Raw genomic sequence first — 20,284 nt, 5'->3', positions numbered from 1 at the left:
TGAGACCGCCGGGAGGGCGTAGCCCGAGCGGGGGTCTCAGGCGCGCGCGGCGATTTTCAGAGAAGGCTTCAGCCGGCCTTTCGGGCGCGGCTTTGGGCGAGACGGTAGCTGTCGCCGTTCATCTCGAGGATGTTGACGTGGTGGGTGATGCGATCGAGCAGGGCGCCGGTCAGACGCTCGGATCCCAGGGTTTCGGTCCATTCGTCGAAAGGCAGATTGCTGGTGATCAGGGTGGCACCGCGCTCATAGCGTTGCGAGATCAGCTCGAACAGCAACTCCGCGCCGGTCTTTGATAGCGGGACGAAGCCCAGCTCGTCGATGATCAGTAGCTTGTAGGCCGCCATTTGCTTCTGGAAGCGGAGAAGACGCCGCTCATCACGCGCCTCCATCATCTCACTGACCAGGGCGGCGGCCGTGGTGAAGCCGACGGACAAGCCCTTCTGGCAGGCGGCCAGGCCGAGGCCGAGAGCCACATGCGTCTTGCCCGTGCCGCTGGGACCGAGAGCGATGACGTTCTCGCGCCGATCGATCCATTCGCAGCGCGCCAGTTCCAGCACCTGCATCTTGTTGAGCTTGGGGATGGCGGCGAAGTTGAAACTGTCGAGGCTTTTGACGACAGGGAATTTGGCCGCCTTGATCCGGCGTTCGACCTTGCGGCGATCCCGCTCGATCGTTTCCCGTTCGGCAAGCCGGAACAGGTAGCCGACGTGATCGACGCCCTCGGTTGCGCATAGCCGGGCCAGCTTCTGGTGCTCGCGCTGGAAGGTCGGCAGCTTCAGGGCCTTGAGATAGTGCGCGAGCAGGATCTCGGGTGCTTCAGTGCTCATGCCGCTTCTCCCGCATCAGGCGACAGGAGGCGCATATACGCCTTTGCCGAGGTCTTCTCGACCGTCGCCCGTGGCAGGTAAGGATAGATCGCCAAATCCAACCGCGGTGGCCGGCGCTCGACCCGGCACAGGATCAGATGCTTCACCGCATCGAAACCGATCGCGCCGAGTTGAATGGCCTGCTTAACGGCCGCATGCAGATCGGCGAGTTCGAAGCTTTCCAGCAGGCGCAGAACCTGCACGTATTCCCGCCGCCCATGCTTGGCCATGCGACCTTCCATCAGGCGACGCAGTGTGGCGAACTCTCCGGGCAGGTCCCAGCCTTGGAGAGGTGCAGCCTGATCCAGAGAATTGATCTTCTGCTCGATCAGCGGCAGGTAGTGGATAGGGTCGAAGACGACGTCTTCCCGATCCCAGCATCGCGGATGGCGAGCAATGATCTCGCCACGGCAGCCGATCACCACCTCGTCGACATAGCCCCGCACCCAGACGTCCTGATGACCGTAGGCGACAGGCACGGAATAGTCGTTGGTCTTGTAGCGTACCAGAGACTGGGCCGTTACGCTTGTGCTGGCCTGATCGCAGGCATCGAAGGGTGATGCCGGCAATGGACGCATGGCCGCCAAATCCCGCTGCAGGCGCTCGCCGATCGTCTCGCTCTCGCCGCGCAGCCTGTCGCGCTGGCGTTTGCGGCACTGCTCCTCCAGAAAGGCGTTGAACGCATCCCATGTCGCAAACTGCGGGATCGGCACCATGAAGTTGCGCCGGGCGTAGCCCACAAGGCCCTCGACATTCCCTTTGTCATTGCCCTTTCCGGGACGGCCATATCGATCGCGGATCAGGTAGTGGGACAGGAAGCCGCTGAACAACGCCGCCCGCTTGCGGGTGCCGTCGGGCAGGATCTTGGCAACAAGGCAGCGATCGTTGTCATAGACGATCGATTGCGGCACGCCCCCGAAGAAGGCGAATGCATGGATGTGACCGTCCACCCAGGCCTCGGCCACCGCCGCCGGATAGGCCCGAACATAGCAGCCATCACTATGCGGAAGATCCAGCACGAAGAAGCGGGCCTTCTGCTCTATACCACCGATCACCACCATCGCCTCGCCGAAATCGGCCTGCGCGTGGCCCGGCGGATGGGCAAGTGGCACGAACACTTCCTGCCGGCGCTGATCCCGCTCGCGCATGTAGTCCTTGATGATCGTGTAGCCGCCGGTGAACCCGCACTCGTCGCGCAGGCGGTCAAATACCCGCCTGGCGGTATGGCGCTGCTTGCGCGGCACCTTCAGGTCCTCGTCGAGCCAATGCTCGATCGTCGAAACAAACGCATCCAGCTTCGGGCGCCGGATCGGTGATCGCCGCTGGTAACCGGGTGGCGTCGAATACGACACCATCTTCGCCACGCTGTCGCGCGATATGTTGAAATGCTTCGCCGCCTGACGCTGCGTCATCCCTTCCGAAACAGCCAGACGAACCTTCAGATATAGTTCCACGGTGTAGATCCCCTGTCCCTCCTGCGATCATTGCAGAAGGAAGATAGGTGGCCGGATTTTACTCCGCCCGCAGCAGCATTATGCCGCCGCTACCGTGGCCGACTTTTGCACCGCCGCTCTCAAGCCACACCGCCTCTGCAATAATCTCAGGTGGAAAGCGATGGCGATGATAAAGCGGGGAGCGATTGTCGTGCATGCCCTCCTATTCACTGCTGAGACTTACAGCAAAGTTAAGGTTACGATGCCGGAAAACCGACGGTCGGCTCGAACGTCGTTCGGCTGGATTTACGGATACGAAAGGGACAACCTGTTGAACCTGCAAAAGGGAAAACCCACTATGCAATTTGAATTCGCGCACACGCACGCCTATCCCGGATGCAAAGTCCGGCTGACTGACGAGAATGCTGATACGGAGGCGGTCGTAATGTTCAGCGATGGCGTTATCACGCAGGGAAGATATGAACGCCAGACAGATTTTATCCTTCTGGCCATATCTTCTTACGAAACAGCAAGAGGCACAAAAATAACTGAGAAAGTCTGGATCTTACGACCTGATGTCAAACAGGGGCATTGGAAAGTCTCTGCCAGGGTACCGTCATAATGTCAGACTGATGAGCGATATTCGCCGTTTTCTATCGCATGCTAGAAAGAATATCACACCAATACATTTGATATGGGGGCACTTTTCGTGGATGAAAAACAACAATTATAGTGAAACCCTCAACCGATCGATGAGCCCCTGATTACCAGTCTAGAACTGACTTAATCTCTGATCGAAATAACCAGTTCCCAACTTGGATTATGCTTTGGTTTGAAAAAGCGAAGTGATTTATGCAGCCAACCTATCCGATAGCTTCAACGTCTATTATGCGGGAATAGGCTTAACACATTCGACGATCGTCATCCGCAAAGCATTCGAGGGCTATAACTGTTTTTGCGGTACGGGTCAGTTGGCGCGCAGACACACCTACACGTAAAGTGGACACAAGCATGATCACGCGCTATACTACTACTAGGTAATACCAAGTGATAAGGAGCTGTTATGGCCACCTCCCTCAAAATCGACGACGCTCTGAAAGGGCGCGTGCTTCAGCTTGCCAGCCAACGCCGTCGGTCGGCGCATTGGATCATGCTTGAAGCCATTGAGCAATATGTTGAGCGCGAAGAAGCCCGCGAGAGTTTTAAGCAGGAAGCCATTGCTTCCTGGGCTTCCTTTAAAGAGACCGGTCGCCATCTTACCGGCGCAGAAGTCCGTAACTGGCTCAACAACTGGGGTACAAATGACGAAACATCGGTGCCTGAGTGCCACGAGTAGTTATAACCGAAGGTGCCGCACAAGGCTTGGAGCGCTGCCGCCGATTTCTGATTGCCAAATCACAAGAAGCTGCACGGCGTGCTGGTGATGCAATTCAACGTCACTTGCTCCATCTCGAGAATGCTCCCGATATCGGGCGGCCTTTCGCCGACGCACCGGAGTTACGGGAGTTGGTGATCCCTTTTGGTGACTCTGGGTATATAGCACTCTACCGTCATGAAACAGCCGAGAATGCGGTTTATGTGCTCGCGTTTCGACACCAGAAAGAGGCGGGCTACTGAACACCTCGGAACCCCTGTGCGTTGAGTTTCACCAGCATTATAACCATTTTCTTAATGTGCCGTAACACGTCTACGAGCAGAAGTAAGTCGTCGGTTTCAGACAGAGAACGCTCTTTCTTTGGGGCGCTCATCGCCGCTGTAATGACCTTGTTGTTCCCACATATCTTTCTTCGTTAGGCCAAATCCGCGCGATCATCAGGACTGTAGTATACAGATTGCCAGTCAAGAATCAATTCGTAGGGCTCAGGGAAATGCTAATTGCGCACGAATGCAGGTCCACTCTACGCCCTCATTGATTGATCAATCTTCGGCGATAACGGCAAGCTATGTCCGCTTGTGTTGCAGCAAGCTCATATGATGAGCCTCTATGCGTCCTGACCGAGCATTATAGCGGGCCTGAAAGAACTTGAATGGCTCGGATACCGTTCTGGAACCAAGTTTTTTATCCAGAATTTGCATAATCCTGACTTTGTCTGACAGGCTGGTGTTTATACCGAAAATGATACCGTCTAGCGTATCATAATCATATGTGTATGTCCGACCTTCAGGTGTTTCGTGAATGCCCAATATATCGGAAATCACGATCCTGAGTTCTTCCTCATGTCGCCAGTCTGGTAGTTTTCGTAGGAGTGGCGGTGCGAAATTACCCCAATAGCCGCTTCGCCATGATTCTTGCTTGTCTTGGTTGAGGTGTTCCGCAAGAGTTGATATGTTGCCTTCATCATCACTAAACCAGTCGCGGCGAAGCTGTTCCACGGGTAAGCGACCAATGTTTGTGAAAAATTCGATCTGATGTTCCTGTACAGCATAGCACACCGGTTCGAGCGGCATATTTTGGCTGCTTCTTGTAATGCCTCGTGCTCCATAACCGTTGGGACCGTGTAGGCGAAGTTGCATACTGCCGGTTGTTTGTTGTTTTCGGAACACAAGACAGCACCCACGATGATTGTCTGCATAGTAGCTCCACATCGCTGCATTATCATGCCGCGTCGAAAAGCATGCAACAAACCATGGAGGATACACAAGCTTCAGAAGGTTGCTGAGGTATTCTGAAGTGAATTCGAAAAAGAGACTTTTGCGCTTCGGATTCAAAGAATTTGCATTCTCAATGGCCGTCAAAATTGTCATTTGCTGAGCCATGTGCTGCTGAACTTCATGAATGACATCGAGACCAGTAATAGAATACTTTTCTCGAATTTCTGGATTTGTTGCCTGGAGCGTGCGAATGACTTTGACCGCCGCCGCTGAATCCGGTGGTCCCCCGTCGGTAGATGGGACCAATGCTCGATCTTCGAAGGCTTTTTGAATCAAGTATAGCCAATCTAAATGAACTGTCCGGAGTAACTGCTGCAATTCTGTGAAACTAATGTCACGGTCTGCCTTCGCAAGGAAATCAAGTAAGGCAGTATGAAGATCACTAGCTTCGACGGCCGTTATACAAGCTTGGCATAACGATTTTACCTGAGATGTTGGAAAATTGTGTAGTGACTGAAATACGGCAATCGTATCTGACGGTAAGCATTCTGTATCCCGACTTAAGAGGGCTTCAAAGAAACGATTGTGAATGCAAATAATGTAGTGACGCAACAGGTTGCGCCAAGTTATACGATCTCCTCGCCAATAGATCTGTCGCAGACCTTCCATCGGATCGTTGAGATACTCAGGTGGTGAGAAATAAACAGTCTGGCGCTCCAACTCTTCGTGCTCACCAAGCAGTGACTGAATTGAGCGATATCTGAAAACGGCATTGCAAAAGTGCGAATCTGAAGTCATTTTAATCACTTGGCACACGGTTTGATAACTCTGTAGGATTAACGACCACATAGCGTGTCGTAGGCTATCCAACGATAGGTTCTACCCGATGTATCATGACTAATATCTCTGCCCCCCTTGCTGGCGCATATGATCCGTTGACGCCCCATCAAGCTAATTGTCGCGACGTGCGCTAGCTTTGTACCGTGGTTGAAGTCAAAGGGTGCCTCAAAGTGCAATTCCTGTCCGATCTGCGATTTGCTTTTTGATGAATCCCTTCGCGAGGTCCTGCAAAAGGTCAAGCGTGAAGCCTTTTGCGGATAGTGCCCCCTCCTTCGTCTTTTTCCAGATTTCTGGGTCTCTTACACTTCCTATGAAGTCGTGTCCTGCCCAAGTCAGCCGCGTCGGCATGACATGGTCAAACGGAAACTCATCGTCTGGAACGGTGTCGCCGTCAATGAGCCGGGCCTCAAAGAGTAATCGAAGATGCTCGGCAATGACCTGTGGCTCGTGAGCCCTCGATTCAATCTCGACTTCGCTGCCAAAGCCTTGATCTAACTCTTCAATCTGCAAAAGTAAATCCCGCATCAAGTCCATATCCCGTTTCAAAAGCATCCCCGAATGTTGTTGAGAAAAGAGCCGACTCGATTGATAGGCAGCTCCAATAAATACTACCTTGGATATATGATCAAAACAGCTTTAGACAGACGTGTTTCTCTGGCGCTTGAGGGCGAAGTCATTGAACGTCGCCTTAGTGAACTGCGTGGTATGCCCTATGTCGTTTTGCTCGGCGAGCCGGGAATTGGAAAATCCACCGCGCTCGAATATGAAGCAAATCAGGAAAAAGGAGAGCTTCTGACCTGCCGTGAGGCTATGAATGGGATCTCGATTACAACCTCCTCTACAGCCTATCTGGATGCGCTGGATGAATATCGAGCGGGAGAAAATGGCAAGGACAAGCTCCTACAACTTGCCAACACAATCACGCAAAGCGGCGTACATCGTTGGCGGCTCACCTGTCGTGCGGAAGACTGGCGTGCAGCTGCCGACATGTTCGCTATGCGTCGAGCAGCAAGAAACCAGCCAATCACGGTTGCGCACCTCCTGCCGCTAAACGATACCGAAGCAAGAACTATCTTGTCCGGACTAGGTGAAGCTAATCCGGAACGGTTCCTTGCCGATGCGCGGATCCGGGGAGCAGGTGCCTTCCTAGAGAATCCTCTGAGTTTGCGGCTCCTCCACTCGGTTGTCGCATCTGGCGGCTGTTGGCCGAGCACCCGGTTTGAGCTGTTCGAGCGAGCCATCCACGCACTTGTTCACGAACATGATCCACAACGCGTCACTGATCAGCGGCCACCTGTAGATGAGATTATCAATGCTGCGGGTTTATTGTCATTCTATTTGCTTGCTACGGGCGCCCGCGCGCTTTGGCGCTCTAATGCCCTTGCGATTGGATCGAATGCGAGAGATTTTGTCATCGTTCAGTCGCTTCCGATTGACCTCGGAACAGCCAGTTTTTCCTTAGACACGGCACTATTTCGTGGCGAGGGCCAGAGCTTCGAGCCATCGCACAGAACGATTGCTGAATTTCTGGCGGGCCGGTTCCTCGCACACCGAGTTACAGGACATCAGAATGGTGTCCTTTTTCCGCTTCGCCGGGCAACTGCGCTCATCACAAGCAATGACCAAAAAGCGCCGAGCGAGTTACGAGGTCTCTACGCTTGGTTTACAGCCCACCTTTCCCGAGGAGGCGATGAGAAAGGGGCGTTAAGACTGATCGAGCGGGACGCGGCCACGGTTCTTGCCTATAGCGATGCCGCGGCTTTTAACACAAATGGCCGTAGGGCAATACTTTTCAACCTTGACCGTGAGGACCCTTACTTCCTCTCGTCGCGAGATACGATCACTGTATTTGGCAGTCTGGCCGGCGATGATCTTGTACCCGACTTCCAGTCAATCTTGGATAGCACTGTCACAAGCCATCTACAGGTGACGGTCCTGCAGGCACTTGTAGATGGTGCGCCGGTAGTCGGAATGCAAACCAAATTGCGTGAAATAGCACTTTCTGCGTCCCGCACCCTTTGGCAGCGTTTAAGAGCTGCGGAAGCTTGGGTTAAAGGAAACTTGGATCAAACTTCCGCAAGGCGAGAAATGATCTCGGAACTAGCTCAAACAAACGAGAGCTATGATCAGCTTTCCTTAAGAGCCGAACTGTTGTCGGACATCCCTTGTCAGGACCTAATCATACAGGAGATTTCGGACCTACTTTCAGATTTCAACGAACTGCCGCAAGCGGTGGACGGCGAGAATGAGAGTGGCAACCTTTTTTCGCTTCTTTCCGGTCTTAGGCAGATTCCCCGTCCTGATCTGTTCGACCAGCCTGTCATTCGTAAGTCGCCTGACGACCGTGGCCTTAAAATGGAAGTGCGGCACTTCTTGCAATCGGCTCTGGCGTTCACAATCAATAAAAATCTGGAGATTAGCGCTAAACGCCTTTGGTCCTGGATAAGGAACACGCGCGACTACGAGTGGGATCGGCTTGAGGAGGACCTTGCCAACGCGATTGGTGCCTGGATCGACGTCGAAAAGGAAATGCGTGAACTTGAACTTTTCATGGCCCTCCTAGAAAGCTGCTCCAGTGAGGAAGCACCATGGATGGCAACCAACCACTACATGACGGTCGCCGGAAGAAATCCCGACGATACACTTATAGAAAACCTTCTTGATCTCGCCAGCAAGACCCCAGTTGGCCCACGACGCCGGCGGATATTCGAGGTTGCAGCCTACGCGGCTCGAAGTGAATCCCGATGGCCCATATGGGAAGACCGCATCGTTTCGGCACTCGAAAAGGAAAAGAATTTTGCGGACTTCCTAGCCGAATTGCGCATAGACCCAAACAGAATCTGGAAGGAAAAGGAGGAAAAGCGTAAAGCCAAGAAGCTTGAAGAAATCGATGCAATCCGCGCCCATAACATCGCATCCCTTGAACCGAAACTCGATGCGATAGCAGCCGGCAGAGAAAGCGAATATGGTTCACTGAAGTGGGCATCCGAACTCTATCGGAACGCAGTGCTCACAAAGAAAACACCTCCGCTTGACAAGATCGAGTACTTTTCGAACGCTCAGATCGCATCGGCGATCGCTGAAGGATTCATCCAATTCGCGATCCACACCGACATCAAGATCGATGCTGGCGATCTGGGTCGGGCTGAAGCTACCAATGTATCTTATGCCCAAGAACAGGTCGTTGCCGCAGGCCTTCACCATGCTTTGCTCACTGGAAGAGAAGAGGAGATTGACAACTGTCCGCTTGTCATCGCAATCGTTGCTCTTCGGCGAAGCGACTTCAGTAGCGAAGAACGATCCTCCATAGCCTCTTGGGGAGTGAACCGCCTTGCGCGTGATCCAGCATGCGGCTCGGAGCAGATTCTTCGGTATTGGTTTTCTGCGCTTGATGCTGGCGACGAGGACCTTGACGCGATCCACGCTATTGCCTCATCGAATGAGCAGGAGTTCGTTTCTGGCTTGATAAAGCAGCTCCTCCAGGAGCGGCCCAACCTCCCCCGCAAGGCGTTGCAGCAAGCCCTGACAGTGTCAGCGCGAAGCATGTCGAGAACCGAGATTGGGACTCTTACAGAAAGCGCTCTCGCAGGAGAGTTAGATGATCACAGTAGGCAATTGTGGGAATTTGTCGCCCTGATACTCGACCCGGAAACGTTTGACGCATCCCGTAGTCCCGAAGAAATCCGTGCAACGCTGTTGGCTCCAAATGGCGACCTTGTCAGTCGATTGCATGATAGATGTGAGCATCTTGATCAGATCGACCGGATGCGGATAGCGCACCTGTCCGTCGTATATCCACTGGACGAAAAGGACTGGGCCCATACTGCCGGCCCAAGTCGCATAATCAGAACCGCGATTGATCGACTGAGCGCGTCTAGCAATCCTGACGCAGGAAAAAATCTGAAATCCCTCAGTCTTGCATCCGATCCTAGTTGGCGCTCGCCGTTACTGCATGCAGCTGCAGAACATGCACGTCTTCTGCGTGACAATTCGTTTGTTTCTCCAACTGTGGCTCAACTGAAGGCAGCTCTCGCTGGGGGAGCTCCCGCCAACCCTGCCGACCTCGTAGCTGTTGTGCTCGAAGAAATCGAAAGATATCGGAGCACGCTGCGGACAGGCAGCGATATGCCGTGGAAACGTTATTGGAACACAGACCAAAATGGCGTGGCGGTGAAACCTCAAATTGAAAACGAGGATCGTGACCGGCTTATGGAGTTGCTTCGAGTACGGCTTGAACGATACGGGATCGTGGCAACCCTGCCAGAAGCGCGTCGCGGAGAAAACACGCGCGTGGATGCGCTACTCCTCTCCCACGCCGGAAAAAATCTACCCATCGAGGCGAAGCGCCATTATAATTCGGGACTTTGGACTGCTGCCGCAGAACAGCTTGCCGGTTATGCTGCCGATAACGGCGCCTGCGGCTATGGTGTCTATCTCGTGTTTTGGTTCGGGGCCGAATATCGCCTCCCCGCAAGAGGAGACCGCGGGGCATTACCGGCAAGTGCAGAGGAGTTGCAGGCTACGCTGCAATCCGACCTACCCTCAACGCTGGACGGAAAAATATCGGTCGTAGTTCTGGATGTTTCACGTCCCGAAACGACGATCAAGCCAAAGCCAGTCAAGTAAATGAAAACCAAATCATTTCAAACACAGTAACTACGCTCGCTTTTCGGCACCCTACTCCGGTAAGGAGAGCAAACCATTGCTCATCTTGACGAGATGATGTTCGCGGCGATCTCTGCTATGACATAGAATCTCCGGCGAAGCTGCGGTATAATCTGCATCGGTCCATTCGACTGATCAAAAGACTACCCAACCACTTACGACCTTGGACCCCGCAAATACCGACACCAATAGTTTCACTTATCATCGTATTTAGGCAACACTTTCCGCTGATGGTCCATTGCTTCATTGAAGCCGTCCGGTACCGGTTTGAATGGTTTTCCAGGTGAACGGTGACTGCTTTGAAACTGTCGCAGTGATTGCACATCAATTTCACCAATTACACAGTAATCAGTGACGCCCCCTTTAACTCGCAACAAATCGCGTTTCCAACTCTCCTTATAGGGCACCCGGATACGACTATCGCCATACTGCCTATCATTGCATTGGATGATGTAGGCGTGGATATCCAATGCCGAGGCTTCAACCAGTGCATTGAAGGTTTCGGTATCTGGATTCCATTCCGGGACGAACAGCGCATCCACTTTGCCACGCAGATCGGCCCGATACTGGATATTAGTTAGTTCACTGCAAACCAGCAAAGCAAAGCGCAAATCGCCGTGTTGAATGATCGGTGGTTTCTTCCATACCTTATCCGGCATCATTTCCAAGCCGGCCAGACGATGTAATTCCTGTTCTTCATGGAGTGCCGGTCTTTGTTTGTCCTGACGATAAATCATCAGCGATGGAAAGCCCAGACTATCGTGAGACAGAGCCGCCCAAACCTGGTTGCGAACCTTCGACTTGCCAGCGTGCAGGTACTCGATGCCAGTAATCAGCGAAATGCCTCGGCCATGCAATTTGCGAGCTATACGGATGAACCAGTGCGCGGGCAGTGCCAGTTCAGGCAGGATCAGATAGCGGCTGTCTCTTGGCTGGGCGATTACTCCATCCAGCAAACGGCAGAGCCGAACATAACGTTGGCTATCGGGGTCAGGCATACCCATTACACTGGCTGTCCAGCTGTCCAGATTTGTTTGCCAACTGGAGACGGCGATGCCGCATTTCGATGGGGTTACGCCATCTGGTATCTTCAGCACATTGTATCTATCGAACTGAGGCGCTTTCTCTCCCATTTCGAAGCCACGTACCGACAATACAACGGCCTTCATATCGTCCTGTCCAACTCCCGAGTAGGCATGACGATTCAGGATAAACAGTTCTGGTAGATTGAAAGGCCGGGTGGCGAATGGTAAACCCCGCGGCAATGTCTTAAATCCGATCCACTTGGCAAGAGTCTGTGCACCTTTTAGCACCTCGTAGGGTAATAGTTCAGCTACCTTATCCCCACCTACAACGGCTCTCTTCGCGGGGATCCCGCGTTGCGCTACCATCTCCCTCGGCAGGCCGATAAACCGGAAAGGCATGTGGGCCAGATCAAACGAAAACAAACGAGCTTGTTGCAGTTGGAAAATTTTAGCGGATGATGGCCAGGTCAGAGGGATATCAGGATCAATGACGGGACGATAGTCAGACATATAAGTCTGCCATGCCTGCTTGCCCGCTTTGGACAAGCGAGGTGGGAATGCGGCGATGATGCTTTCCCGAATACTGGTAAAGAGCTGCCATTTCCAGCGCTTCAGCGTCTCCGCAGTGTCAAGATTACCCTCCGTTTTGGAGTACGCTTTGACACTGATGGTGCATTGCTCCTGCACCTGCTGGCAGAGCCCTTGAAGCACATTGATAATTCGGCGCAGATCAGCGAAATCTTCACAGGCCGTGGCAAGACGAATAACCCGGGGCAGATAAACAGCTAAGTCGAAAAATTGGGGCAACACCAAGACATGCTGGGTAAATGCGCGGAAGAATGCACGACGATGTTCCGTCCAGGCCTCAGGCAACAGATCGCGTTCATAGGCTTCGAAGTCGCGCAGTTTGATGGCGAAACCAGCGCGACGCATGGTCAACGCGTCGGCCTTGCGCAAATTGTCAGCTGCTTCGCCGTCGCTTTGTGTTGCGGCCAACAGATCCGTGCTGACATGGGTGGAGGACAGCGGCAACCGCGGCATGGACCGCCACTCGCTGGCGCGTTCGTGAATCTGATGTGCGATAGCATCTACCAGGGTCTTGCCCGTCTCGCCTACCAGAATGAATATTTTATTCTTGCCATTGGAGAAACGCACCTGGCTTTCCCCATCACCTATGCTGAGATACGTAGGCTTGTATGCAATCTCTTTTTTGTCAAGGCCCACCCAGCCCAGTCTTTCGCTTGACCGATCAAACAGCCATTGCCATACGGCTACCGACGAGTCGAAGTCTGCGCCATTCTCCATGACCAGCAGAATGTCATCTACATATCGACCGTAATAGATTGGGTTTACTTGGTGCTCTATACAGCGGTCGAACTCGATCAGTGCCATGTTGGCGACAACGGCAGAAGCTGGCAGCCCGACGGGCAAGCCTTTCTTGAGAGGGGTTGCCGCTGCCCAGGCCTGCAGAGCTCGAATAAACAAACGATGCAACTTAAAGTCGAAATCCGTTGGATCTAATTTCAGCACATCGATAACAAAAGCCGGATCAAGCATGAAACCGGCATTTAGTTCATGATAGAAAGAACTGACGTCAGCCGTCAGTGCCACAATCTTCTTATCAGAATGAAGTGCTGCTCGCATGGCAGCGATACCATTATCACGCCAGTCGCGAAAGGGTTTCAGATAAGGTTGGAACGAACCAAGCGATAGCTTATTGAGCGTTTTACCATCTTGGGTTCGGCGCAAGCGATTGCCATAGGCGCACTCGCTCAGTTCTGCATCAAACAAATGCCCGACTTTCAGTATCCACAAGGTAGAGAGTACATGAAAGTCCAAGCTGCATTGGGCCATTATGCGAAATTCTGCCTCTAGTTGCTCTGGCTTTGATTTCCCCCTCAGAGCTTTCTGCGCATACTTCCATTCATCATTAGGCGAGGAAAAAATAAGTCCACCGCCATTGTTCTTTTTGTACTCCGCCCAGCGGTCCATTTTTACAGTCTTGGCGACCGGCATCCAAGTACCGATGAACTCCGGTTCTGTTACCCAAGCTTCATTTCCGTCGTTGATCTTTTGTAAAAGGGCGGAAAGGTTGGAATGCAGATTTTCTTCATAGCTCGCAATTGCATCTAAAGAAGCCTGTGATGAATAATAGAAATCGACTTTCGCTTTACGGTAGGCAAGGCCCAGGTCTTGCAGAGTTATCATGCGGTCATCTCGTTGATTACTAGATTAATTTATTCGGTTGCCTACGAGTTTCGGGAGCTTGCCACTCTGCACTATGCAAATTTACAGTCACGCAGAACGTTAACGTCAATAGTTTTCGGACTTCCCCGTCCCTCCGCAGGTCGATGACGTGATTTGCAGCTTTATTGTTGAATAAGTTTGATCGAACGTCCGAGTAGGTTCTTTACAATCACCCTTTGTTCGGCGCTACGACTTCAAACGAGCTTTTCGTAGAGGTGATGTCTACTTCAATCAACGGCGCTCGAATATTAAGTTCCATTACTTTTCCCTTATTCCCCGACCAACTATTGGCATCAACAAGATATATCGTCAACCTTACCCAAATAGCGCGCAAACTCATCTTTGGCTCCGCAGAGCATTTTCCGAGAACATCGTAAACCAGCCGATGGGGCAATTACGCCGGTGCCTCGCGACATCGCTGTAGTACGGGAAGTTTGGATACACTCTAAAAGGGCGTTCCAAGACATTAAGGCATTCTTCTTGCTTTACGCTTTTGTTTATGCAGCTTCTTGGCCTCGATACCGTCCCCCAACTTGTTCGGCTGACTGCTAAGCGTATCCGCCTCTATCGGGCCCGCTAGATCAATTTCAGCAGTACGCCATTTTACAAACATCTCTTTAAAGCACTCCCCACGCCCGAAACCGCCCCCTGCCGGTCATTTCGCGCAGATTGAGTTCTTCAACGAGGCGCAAGGCCGCGCGGGGCGTGATATCGAGTGCGGCGGCAATCATGCCAGCCGAAACCAGGGGCCTGGCCAGCACCAGCTCGATCAGGCCCGGCAGATTTGACGAGGCGCGTCGGCCAACCAATCGCCGCTCCATCATCTGGCGCGCCAGCAGCAGCCGGTCATGCTCCCTGAAACCGAGTTCGATCCCGGCCAACAGCCCGTCGAGACAGGCGAGAAGTCGGATTTCAAAATTGCGATGACGGCGCCGTTCGACGCGGATAGTTTTCAAGCCGGCATTGAACGCCAGCAAATGCGCATGGTTTGTCAACCCGGCGCGCCGCAGCAAGGAGGCGGCCAACAAACGGCCGAGCCACGGTGCCCGTTGCAACACCGCAAGCTCGTTCCAAGCATCGAGCGCGAGCATGGCTTGTAGCACCGGCGGCAGATCGCCGACTTTTCGCAACACGGCTCGCCATTCATCAAGCCGCTCGTCCTCATCCCAGTCGGGATCGCGGATCAGTGGGTCCATCTCTCGCTGCACGGATCGGCGCGGTTCTTTTGCTTTGATGAGAACGTCTTCGGACCGTGCCAGCACCGCGTCGATGGCGTCGAGATCGATACCGGGCAGGTCGAGCCCGTCATCCAGACGATGTTTTCTCCCCTCCCCGTCCCGGTCCTGCCGATCGACTGCCGTATCGGACACGGCGACGTCTTCCCTCTCCACGATGATGCCGCCACCACCAAATGGGGCAGTAGGCCACGCCTGCCGCAGACTGCGCAAACCGTTCCCACTCAGCGCCCAGTCGGGCGCCTGCGTTACAATGCGCCGTCTTGTCTGCAACACGTCGCGGGCAATAGTGAGTTGGTGGCTGGGTGAGCGGATATCGCGCGCCGCCTCATGCAGGACGAGGTCTTCCATATCGACCAGTTCGCCGTCGAGCCACAAAGAGGCGCAGGCATCGGCAAAATGCAAACGCTCGATCAGGCCTGTGCCGACCGGCGAAGGAGCAAGACGCTCATCGAGACGCGCCAAGGCTTCACTGGCGCGGGCCAGTGGCGAAAGCAGGGCCTTCAGAGGCATGTGGTCAAGTTCGTAACGCATTGAAAACATGGTAAACAAATTCGCAAACGGACACTAGAGAATATTTAATGTCCGGCACTGGTGATGCTCTTGGGTTGGGCTCTTTACATCTGATAAGTGTAGCTTATCGTCCGCGCCCGCTGGTTCAACATGTGACGCAAATCAACAGTGACGAGTTCTCACGCCAGACAAAGGACCGCAGCCGGTCGAATCTCGCTTGGACTGGATTACGCAGAGACTTGTCCGCCATTGGCCTTCATCCCTGAAAACAGAAGCTGACTGATTGAAAAGGTCCCTCCCCTCGCCTTCTGTGTCAGAGATCGCAGATACCCACCAGGCGAGTTGATCGACGCCAGTTTCTGCAGGATCCACGCAATAGCGGTTGAAGCGGTTTCTGCGCCCATGAAATGTATAGCTTCCTGATAGGCTGACTGACTGATGCCGAGAAAGCTAGAGACAATCCGCGAAGCATCGAAAAGCTCACGCCATGTGTTAATCCCTTTAGCACCATATTCACGGATATCTGGACAGGTTCGAAGCACTTGATCGAGAGAAATTGAAGTTCGAGTTCGATCAGAGTTTTCACTTTCGCTGTCGACAGGAACGGATGCTTCCGACGAAAGCACCTTCAAATCAATCTTTTCGCCATTTTGAGATTCAAAAGGGGATTCTGGTAGGGATTCATTATGCTGCCGCTTAGATTGAGCGACGCTGCCGCTCATTTCTGGAACAATCTCTATTGTTTTCAAAGCGATAGCTATTTCGCCACCAATGGCATCAAGATCGGCCTTGATAGCGGACAGTTCATCAAGAGATGCGCGGCGAGGGATAGCGTCGACAATGGCACGGAAACGAATGAACAATGCTTCGAGACGCTCACTGAGCTCACCTGTTTCTTTGGCACTATCCGCAAAAGCTGCCGCCATATCTCGGCGCATGACCGACACTTCGTCGCGAAGACGCTTCAGTGTTTTCTGATCGGCGAGAATTTTATCCGCGATTGCAGCAATTTCAGACGCGCGATCGAGTAAGGGCGCAAATGAAAAGCCGAAAGCAAGCTCGACACCGCCTTCCCTATCTTTATGAGCATAGCGTTTGCGCGTCGGACTATCTTTGCGCGCAATGATCCCAGCTTCAATCAGAGATGCCAGATGTCGGCGAAGCGTGGACTCCGGCATGCCATGGGCGCGTAGCGAAAGCTGTCTATTGGATGGGAAAACGACGATGCCGCTTTTCTCAAGTAATTCATCGTCAGGCAGAAATGACAACAGCGAACTCAGCACAGCAAGGCAACGATCGTTCAGACCGAATTCTGCCTTAGCTACGCAGAGTTGTTTGTAAAGCGCCCATCTGTTAATGCCCCTTCCCTGCTCAGGCTTTTCCTGCCGATCAAAATTTTGGGCAAACACCCTCATTCGCCCAAGAAATGCGGACGTGTCAGTTTTAAAAATTTGCATTCCCTCTCACCTTTCAAAAGGCAAAAGAAATCCAACCGCCAAAAAGACGCTTATGACTCTTGACACCGATTCGGGGAAATGCGATTCTCAGTCTGCTAGAACTTTGAGAGAGGCTTCCACGACGGTTACGTTTGGGGGCCTTTTTCTTTTGCTAAGTCTCCTAATTGGGCTGTTTACTGTTCTTATATTCTTCATATAAGCGCTTCATATTATCCGATATCCACGCTCCAAACGCTTTTCCTTCAGGCTCTGAGAACTCGACAGCATATCCTTTAGGTTTGGATTTGGTAACTGCTCTTAATTGTGAATCATCAGATCGCCAGGTATGACCCGCTGTGTTTGTTGATACTTTGTTCGCTTGCTTAAGCGACGCGAAGATCGCTTCAAAGCGTTCGGTACTATTTAGAGTCTGCAGAGTTTCGTTCCGAATAACGGTTTCAAACGCGTTAGGCTTATTGGCTAGCAGTGTAGCCATCGAATCCCATTTCGGGCGTCCAATACCTGGCGCTGCGCCGATAGCCTGTATGAGCTCTTCAGGTAACTTTCGTGCCAACGCAATCATTTCGGACAAAACGCCTCTCGATGAGGTACCGAACGTTGCCATGATCACCGCTCTCGTCGTTCCACGTTCTTCCAGGCGCCGAGCAAATAATGCCTTCTCAATAAAAGAGAGATCTTTGCGTTCAAGGTTTTCGTTACCTTGCGCTATAATCAACTCGTCGTCGGACAGGTCTCGAATGAACGATTTGACCTTTACGCCAAGCTGTTTAAGGGCCGCAACGCGCCGATGTCCGTAAGCAAGTTGATAACGGCCGGATTGATCAGGATTTGGTCTTACAAGCACGGGTACTACCTGACCGTTCTCCTGAATGCTATTCAATAAAGCGTCAAAATCCGCGCCTGTATGCTCATCTAGGCGATCTTTGACAAAGGATGCATCAATGAGATTTGCATCGAGCTCTACAATAGCTTGGCCATCGGATAGCGCCTTGCGGAGCTCGTCAGCTTCATTCGAAAGGCCGGTGATGGCATCATTCATGCTTTGCAATGCGCCTGAAGACACCTGCGGCCGTCTGGGTGTGTTCTCAGCTGAGAACTCATGGTTAGTCGTAATCGGTGTTAGAAAATCTCGTAAAGCATCACGGCGCTTGTTCATTTTCTACCCCACGCATCTCTCACTAGTTCTTCGAGTTCATGATTGACGGCGTCGAGTGCTTCGATCGCACGATCATACGTCTGCCGATGAAAGTTTTCGCGGCCGACCTCGTAAAGGGTTTGTTTCGTAATTCCCGCGTCTGATATCGCGGCGGACTTGACCATCGAATTAGTTAATACCCGATCTCCGAATAGTCCTTTAAGAAGGCCCGCGATCTGCGACTGGGAGCCGTCGTTTGGTTCGTAACGAGTAAGCACATAGCGAAACCAGTCATAGTTCGCATTGCCTCCTGCTCTTTCAACAACATCAAAAAGGCCAGCGGTCATGTGCAAGAATTGACTCATTGATGCTACATCGAGCATTTGGGGATGAATTGTTACAAGCACCGAAGTTGCGGCACAGAGTGCCGACAGGGTCAGGTAACCAAGCGAAGGGGGGCAATCGAGAACCACTATGTCATAGTGGTCTTCCACACTTTTCAACGCGGATGCTACTCGTGTGAAAAACAATTTGTCAGTCGATCGCGACGCTGATGTTAAGGCGCGAGGAGTTTCGTGTTCAAATTCCTGCAATTCGAGATTACCAGGTATGATATCGAGTCCGCTGAAATATGTAGCTTTTATGATGCTTTTGAGTGACCGTTGAGCTTCATCATACCTGATTGCACCGTAAAGCGTCTCATTAGGCTCGAGATCAAATTCCGGCTGTATTCCAAATAAAGCAGACAATGACGCTTGAGGATCTAGATCTGCGGCTAGAACACGATAACCGCGAAGTGCAAAGTACTGCGCTAAATGTGCAGCGGTAGTGGTTTTGCCTGAGCCACCTTTGAAATTAGTAACGGCTATTACCTGAAGTCGATCATCTTCCCTACGACGTTGGTCATAGCTCTTTTTATTATTACTCAGGTGATGCCGGATAGCATGGATCTGCTCCAAGGAATAGAGCCGCCTACCAGCGGCGTTCTTTTCCGCGTCTCCAATAACACCGTCGTTTACGAGGGTGCGAAGATAAACGTCACTGATTCCAATCAGCTTTGCTGCCTCGCCGGGAGCAAATTTACGTAACTCTTTCTGTGCTGTCGGCGGGAATGCGCGTGCGCGAAGGTGTTGAAGCTGGGCGCTCAGTGTGTCGGCGTCCGCTTCAATAAGCCGAGTTAACGACTTTTCTACGGATTGCTTGACATTAGTGGCATTGGCGCTGTGGATCATTAAAATCGCTCAACAAAGAAAATAATCGGATTGACCGTCAGAATGACCGTATCGTTGTGAGTCGTCAACAACTTTAAAGTTAATGATAGGTTAACGCGATCCAGGCAGAGAAGGCACTTACCCGCGATCAGGTAGGGCTGTACGCTGTCTCGCGAAGTGGCGAAACAAGATGTGTTCTCAGCTGAGAACAAGAGTTCGTGGGAGCCGGCTTAGGTCTATAACCTGACGTATAGTCAACGACAACAGTCGCTTCGAAGCATGCTGGGGTCGATTTGGACGGGTAGACTAGGTGTGGCGGGCCCCAGTCATCCCGAGACATCACAGATGATCTGCGGTGGTTTGCCGATCAATTATGTTCCAACAATATTCGAATTAAGGCCTCCGGTTGCAGACGCGCTACGTTGTGTCCGCAATTGAGCGAAAAGGTTGTCCAGTCCGGTTCGTGGCTCAGGCGTCGATAAAGCTCAAGGAAAGGACTTCCTTCCCAGCCATGCGCGCCTACGAATGTTTTGCGCGGAACATCTCGCCAGCGTCCAGTGAGAGTAATTGATTGGAGAAACGTTCCGATCGGATGCGGGCGGCATCTCGGGTCGAGACTGGGTGGTGGCGCGCAATTCAACCCGTCAGCCGCTGCGCCTGCGACAAACATGTCCCGAAAACGGGGTGTTGTCAGCGACCACACAGAGTCTCCCGAATCGGGCACGTAGGCATCGACGTAGACCAGGGCCCGGATTCGCGACGGTTTGATGTCTGCGACGCCGCTCACGACCATCCCACCATAGGATTGCCCGACAAGAACTAGATCATCGTGGGTCTGCGACTGCACCAATTCGGCGACTTCGCCTATGTGACTTTCAAGGTTGGTCATTGGAGCAGGAACATCGCCCAGTCCCGAAAGCGTTACCGGCACGACGTTGTGCCCGTGCCTCGTCAATATGTCTGCTAAGTTCCCGTAGACCCACCCGCCCTGCCATCCCCCGGGTATCAGAATAAAAGTGGCCATAATATTTGTTCCAATCGTTGGTGCCGCAACGCGCTCTAGAT

At 52.6% G+C, this 20,284-nt stretch carries 14 protein-coding genes; 4 read left to right on the top strand and 10 right to left on the bottom strand.

The annotated features are described in order from the left end of the window. Positions 1 to 68: 68 nt before the first annotated feature. On the bottom strand, positions 69 to 827 hold the full coding sequence (istB, locus tag JNC70_RS21915; RefSeq protein ID WP_064328977.1) for an IS21-like element helper ATPase IstB: 759 nt from the start codon (positions 825 to 827) through the stop codon (positions 69 to 71). After that, positions 824 to 2,320, bottom strand: coding sequence for an IS21 family transposase (istA, locus tag JNC70_RS21910; RefSeq protein WP_064328978.1), 1,497 nt, complete (start codon positions 2,318 to 2,320; stop codon positions 824 to 826). Before istA ends, istB begins: the two co-directional genes overlap by 4 nt. A gap of 160 nt (positions 2,321 to 2,480) precedes the next feature. Between istA and JNC70_RS21905 the strand changes: the two genes are divergently transcribed. The 3 genes from JNC70_RS21905 to JNC70_RS21895 all read left to right on the top strand — a co-directional run bounded on the left by JNC70_RS21905 (position 2,481) and on the right by JNC70_RS21895 (position 3,916). Next, entirely contained in the window at positions 2,481 to 2,921 is a 441-nt protein-coding gene (locus JNC70_RS21905; RefSeq protein WP_374788992.1) for a hypothetical protein, read from the top strand. Positions 2,922 to 3,362: 441 nt separating this feature from the next. Further along, positions 3,363 to 3,635 (top strand): CopG family ribbon-helix-helix protein, encoded by a 273-nt coding sequence (locus tag JNC70_RS21900; protein WP_374788991.1) that lies wholly within the window; start codon positions 3,363 to 3,365, stop codon positions 3,633 to 3,635. After that, the gene (locus JNC70_RS21895; protein ID WP_374788990.1) at positions 3,623 to 3,916 is read left to right on the top strand and encodes a type II toxin-antitoxin system RelE/ParE family toxin; all 294 of its coding nucleotides are present in this window, start codon (positions 3,623 to 3,625) and stop codon (positions 3,914 to 3,916) included. Before JNC70_RS21900 ends, JNC70_RS21895 begins: the two co-directional genes overlap by 13 nt. A gap of 324 nt (positions 3,917 to 4,240) precedes the next feature. Here the strand turns inward: JNC70_RS21895 and JNC70_RS21890 are convergent, their stop codons facing one another. Both JNC70_RS21890 and JNC70_RS21885 read right to left on the bottom strand, forming a co-directional pair. After that, the gene (locus JNC70_RS21890; protein ID WP_374788988.1) at positions 4,241 to 5,689 is read right to left on the bottom strand and encodes a DUF2971 domain-containing protein; all 1,449 of its coding nucleotides are present in this window, start codon (positions 5,687 to 5,689) and stop codon (positions 4,241 to 4,243) included. Positions 5,690 to 5,896: 207 nt separating this feature from the next. Further along, positions 5,897 to 6,265 carry a DUF2513 domain-containing protein gene (locus JNC70_RS21885; RefSeq protein WP_374788994.1) on the bottom strand — a complete coding sequence of 123 codons (369 nt, stop codon included), beginning with the start codon at positions 6,263 to 6,265 and terminating at the stop codon, positions 5,897 to 5,899. Positions 6,266 to 6,289: 24 nt separating this feature from the next. On the opposite strand from JNC70_RS21885, the gene JNC70_RS21880 reads away from it, so the two are divergent. Next, positions 6,290 to 10,357, top strand: coding sequence for an NACHT domain-containing protein (locus tag JNC70_RS21880; protein WP_374788987.1), 4,068 nt, complete (start codon positions 6,290 to 6,292; stop codon positions 10,355 to 10,357). A 233-nt stretch (positions 10,358 to 10,590) separates the two neighbouring features. On the opposite strand, the gene JNC70_RS21875 is transcribed toward JNC70_RS21880, so the two are convergent. The 6 genes from JNC70_RS21875 to JNC70_RS21850 form a co-directional block, all read right to left on the bottom strand. Continuing rightward, positions 10,591 to 13,629: an RNA-directed DNA polymerase gene (locus JNC70_RS21875; protein ID WP_374788986.1), complete on the bottom strand. Its 3,039-nt coding sequence runs from the start codon at positions 13,627 to 13,629 to the stop codon at positions 10,591 to 10,593. Between the two features lie 656 nt (positions 13,630 to 14,285). Continuing rightward, positions 14,286 to 15,446, bottom strand: coding sequence for an RHE_PE00001 family protein (locus tag JNC70_RS21870; protein ID WP_374788985.1), 1,161 nt, complete (start codon positions 15,444 to 15,446; stop codon positions 14,286 to 14,288). A gap of 197 nt (positions 15,447 to 15,643) precedes the next feature. After that, on the bottom strand, positions 15,644 to 16,873 hold the full coding sequence (gene repC, locus JNC70_RS21865) for a plasmid replication protein RepC (protein ID WP_374788984.1): 1,230 nt from the start codon (positions 16,871 to 16,873) through the stop codon (positions 15,644 to 15,646). Positions 16,874 to 17,033: 160 nt separating this feature from the next. Continuing rightward, positions 17,034 to 18,029, bottom strand: coding sequence for a plasmid partitioning protein RepB (repB, locus tag JNC70_RS21860; RefSeq protein WP_374788983.1), 996 nt, complete (start codon positions 18,027 to 18,029; stop codon positions 17,034 to 17,036). After that, on the bottom strand, positions 18,026 to 19,240 hold the full coding sequence (gene repA / locus JNC70_RS21855) for a plasmid partitioning protein RepA (protein ID WP_374788982.1): 1,215 nt from the start codon (positions 19,238 to 19,240) through the stop codon (positions 18,026 to 18,028). Before repA ends, repB begins: the two co-directional genes overlap by 4 nt. Before the next feature lie 346 nt (positions 19,241 to 19,586). After that, positions 19,587 to 20,284: alpha/beta fold hydrolase (locus tag JNC70_RS21850; protein ID WP_374788981.1), on the bottom strand; the 698-nt coding region annotated here is incomplete at its 5' end.

This window comes from Brucella oryzae (assembly GCF_041929965.1).
In the GTDB taxonomy this organism is placed as follows: Bacteria; Pseudomonadota; Alphaproteobacteria; order Rhizobiales; family Rhizobiaceae; genus Brucella; species Brucella oryzae.
Note: the sequence above shows the minus strand (reverse complement) of the source record. Positions and strands in the feature narration are given on the sequence as shown.

Bases quoted from the DNA above. Each gene is read 5' to 3' on its own strand.
- JNC70_RS21900 (WP_374788991.1), top strand. From the start codon at position 3,363: ATGGCCACCTCCCTCAAAATCGACGACGCTCTGAAAGGGCGCGTGCTT.
- JNC70_RS21905 (WP_374788992.1), top strand. From the start codon at position 2,481: ATGGCGATGATAAAGCGGGGAGCGATTGTCGTGCATGCCCTCCTATTC.
- repC (WP_374788984.1), bottom strand. From the start codon at position 16,873: ATGCAAATTTTTAAAACTGACACGTCCGCATTTCTTGGGCGAATGAGG.
- repA (WP_374788982.1), bottom strand. From the start codon at position 19,240: ATGATCCACAGCGCCAATGCCACTAATGTCAAGCAATCCGTAGAAAAG.
- JNC70_RS21890 (WP_374788988.1), bottom strand. From the start codon at position 5,689: ATGACTTCAGATTCGCACTTTTGCAATGCCGTTTTCAGATATCGCTCA.
- JNC70_RS21870 (WP_374788985.1), bottom strand. From the start codon at position 15,446: ATGTTTTCAATGCGTTACGAACTTGACCACATGCCTCTGAAGGCCCTG.
- repB (WP_374788983.1), bottom strand. From the start codon at position 18,029: ATGAACAAGCGCCGTGATGCTTTACGAGATTTTCTAACACCGATTACG.
- JNC70_RS21885 (WP_374788994.1), bottom strand. From the start codon at position 6,265: ATGGACTTGATGCGGGATTTACTTTTGCAGATTGAAGAGTTAGATCAA.
- JNC70_RS21880 (WP_374788987.1), top strand. From the start codon at position 6,290: ATGTTGTTGAGAAAAGAGCCGACTCGATTGATAGGCAGCTCCAATAAA.
- JNC70_RS21875 (WP_374788986.1), bottom strand. From the start codon at position 13,629: ATGATAACTCTGCAAGACCTGGGCCTTGCCTACCGTAAAGCGAAAGTC.
- istB (WP_064328977.1), bottom strand. From the start codon at position 827: ATGAGCACTGAAGCACCCGAGATCCTGCTCGCGCACTATCTCAAGGCC.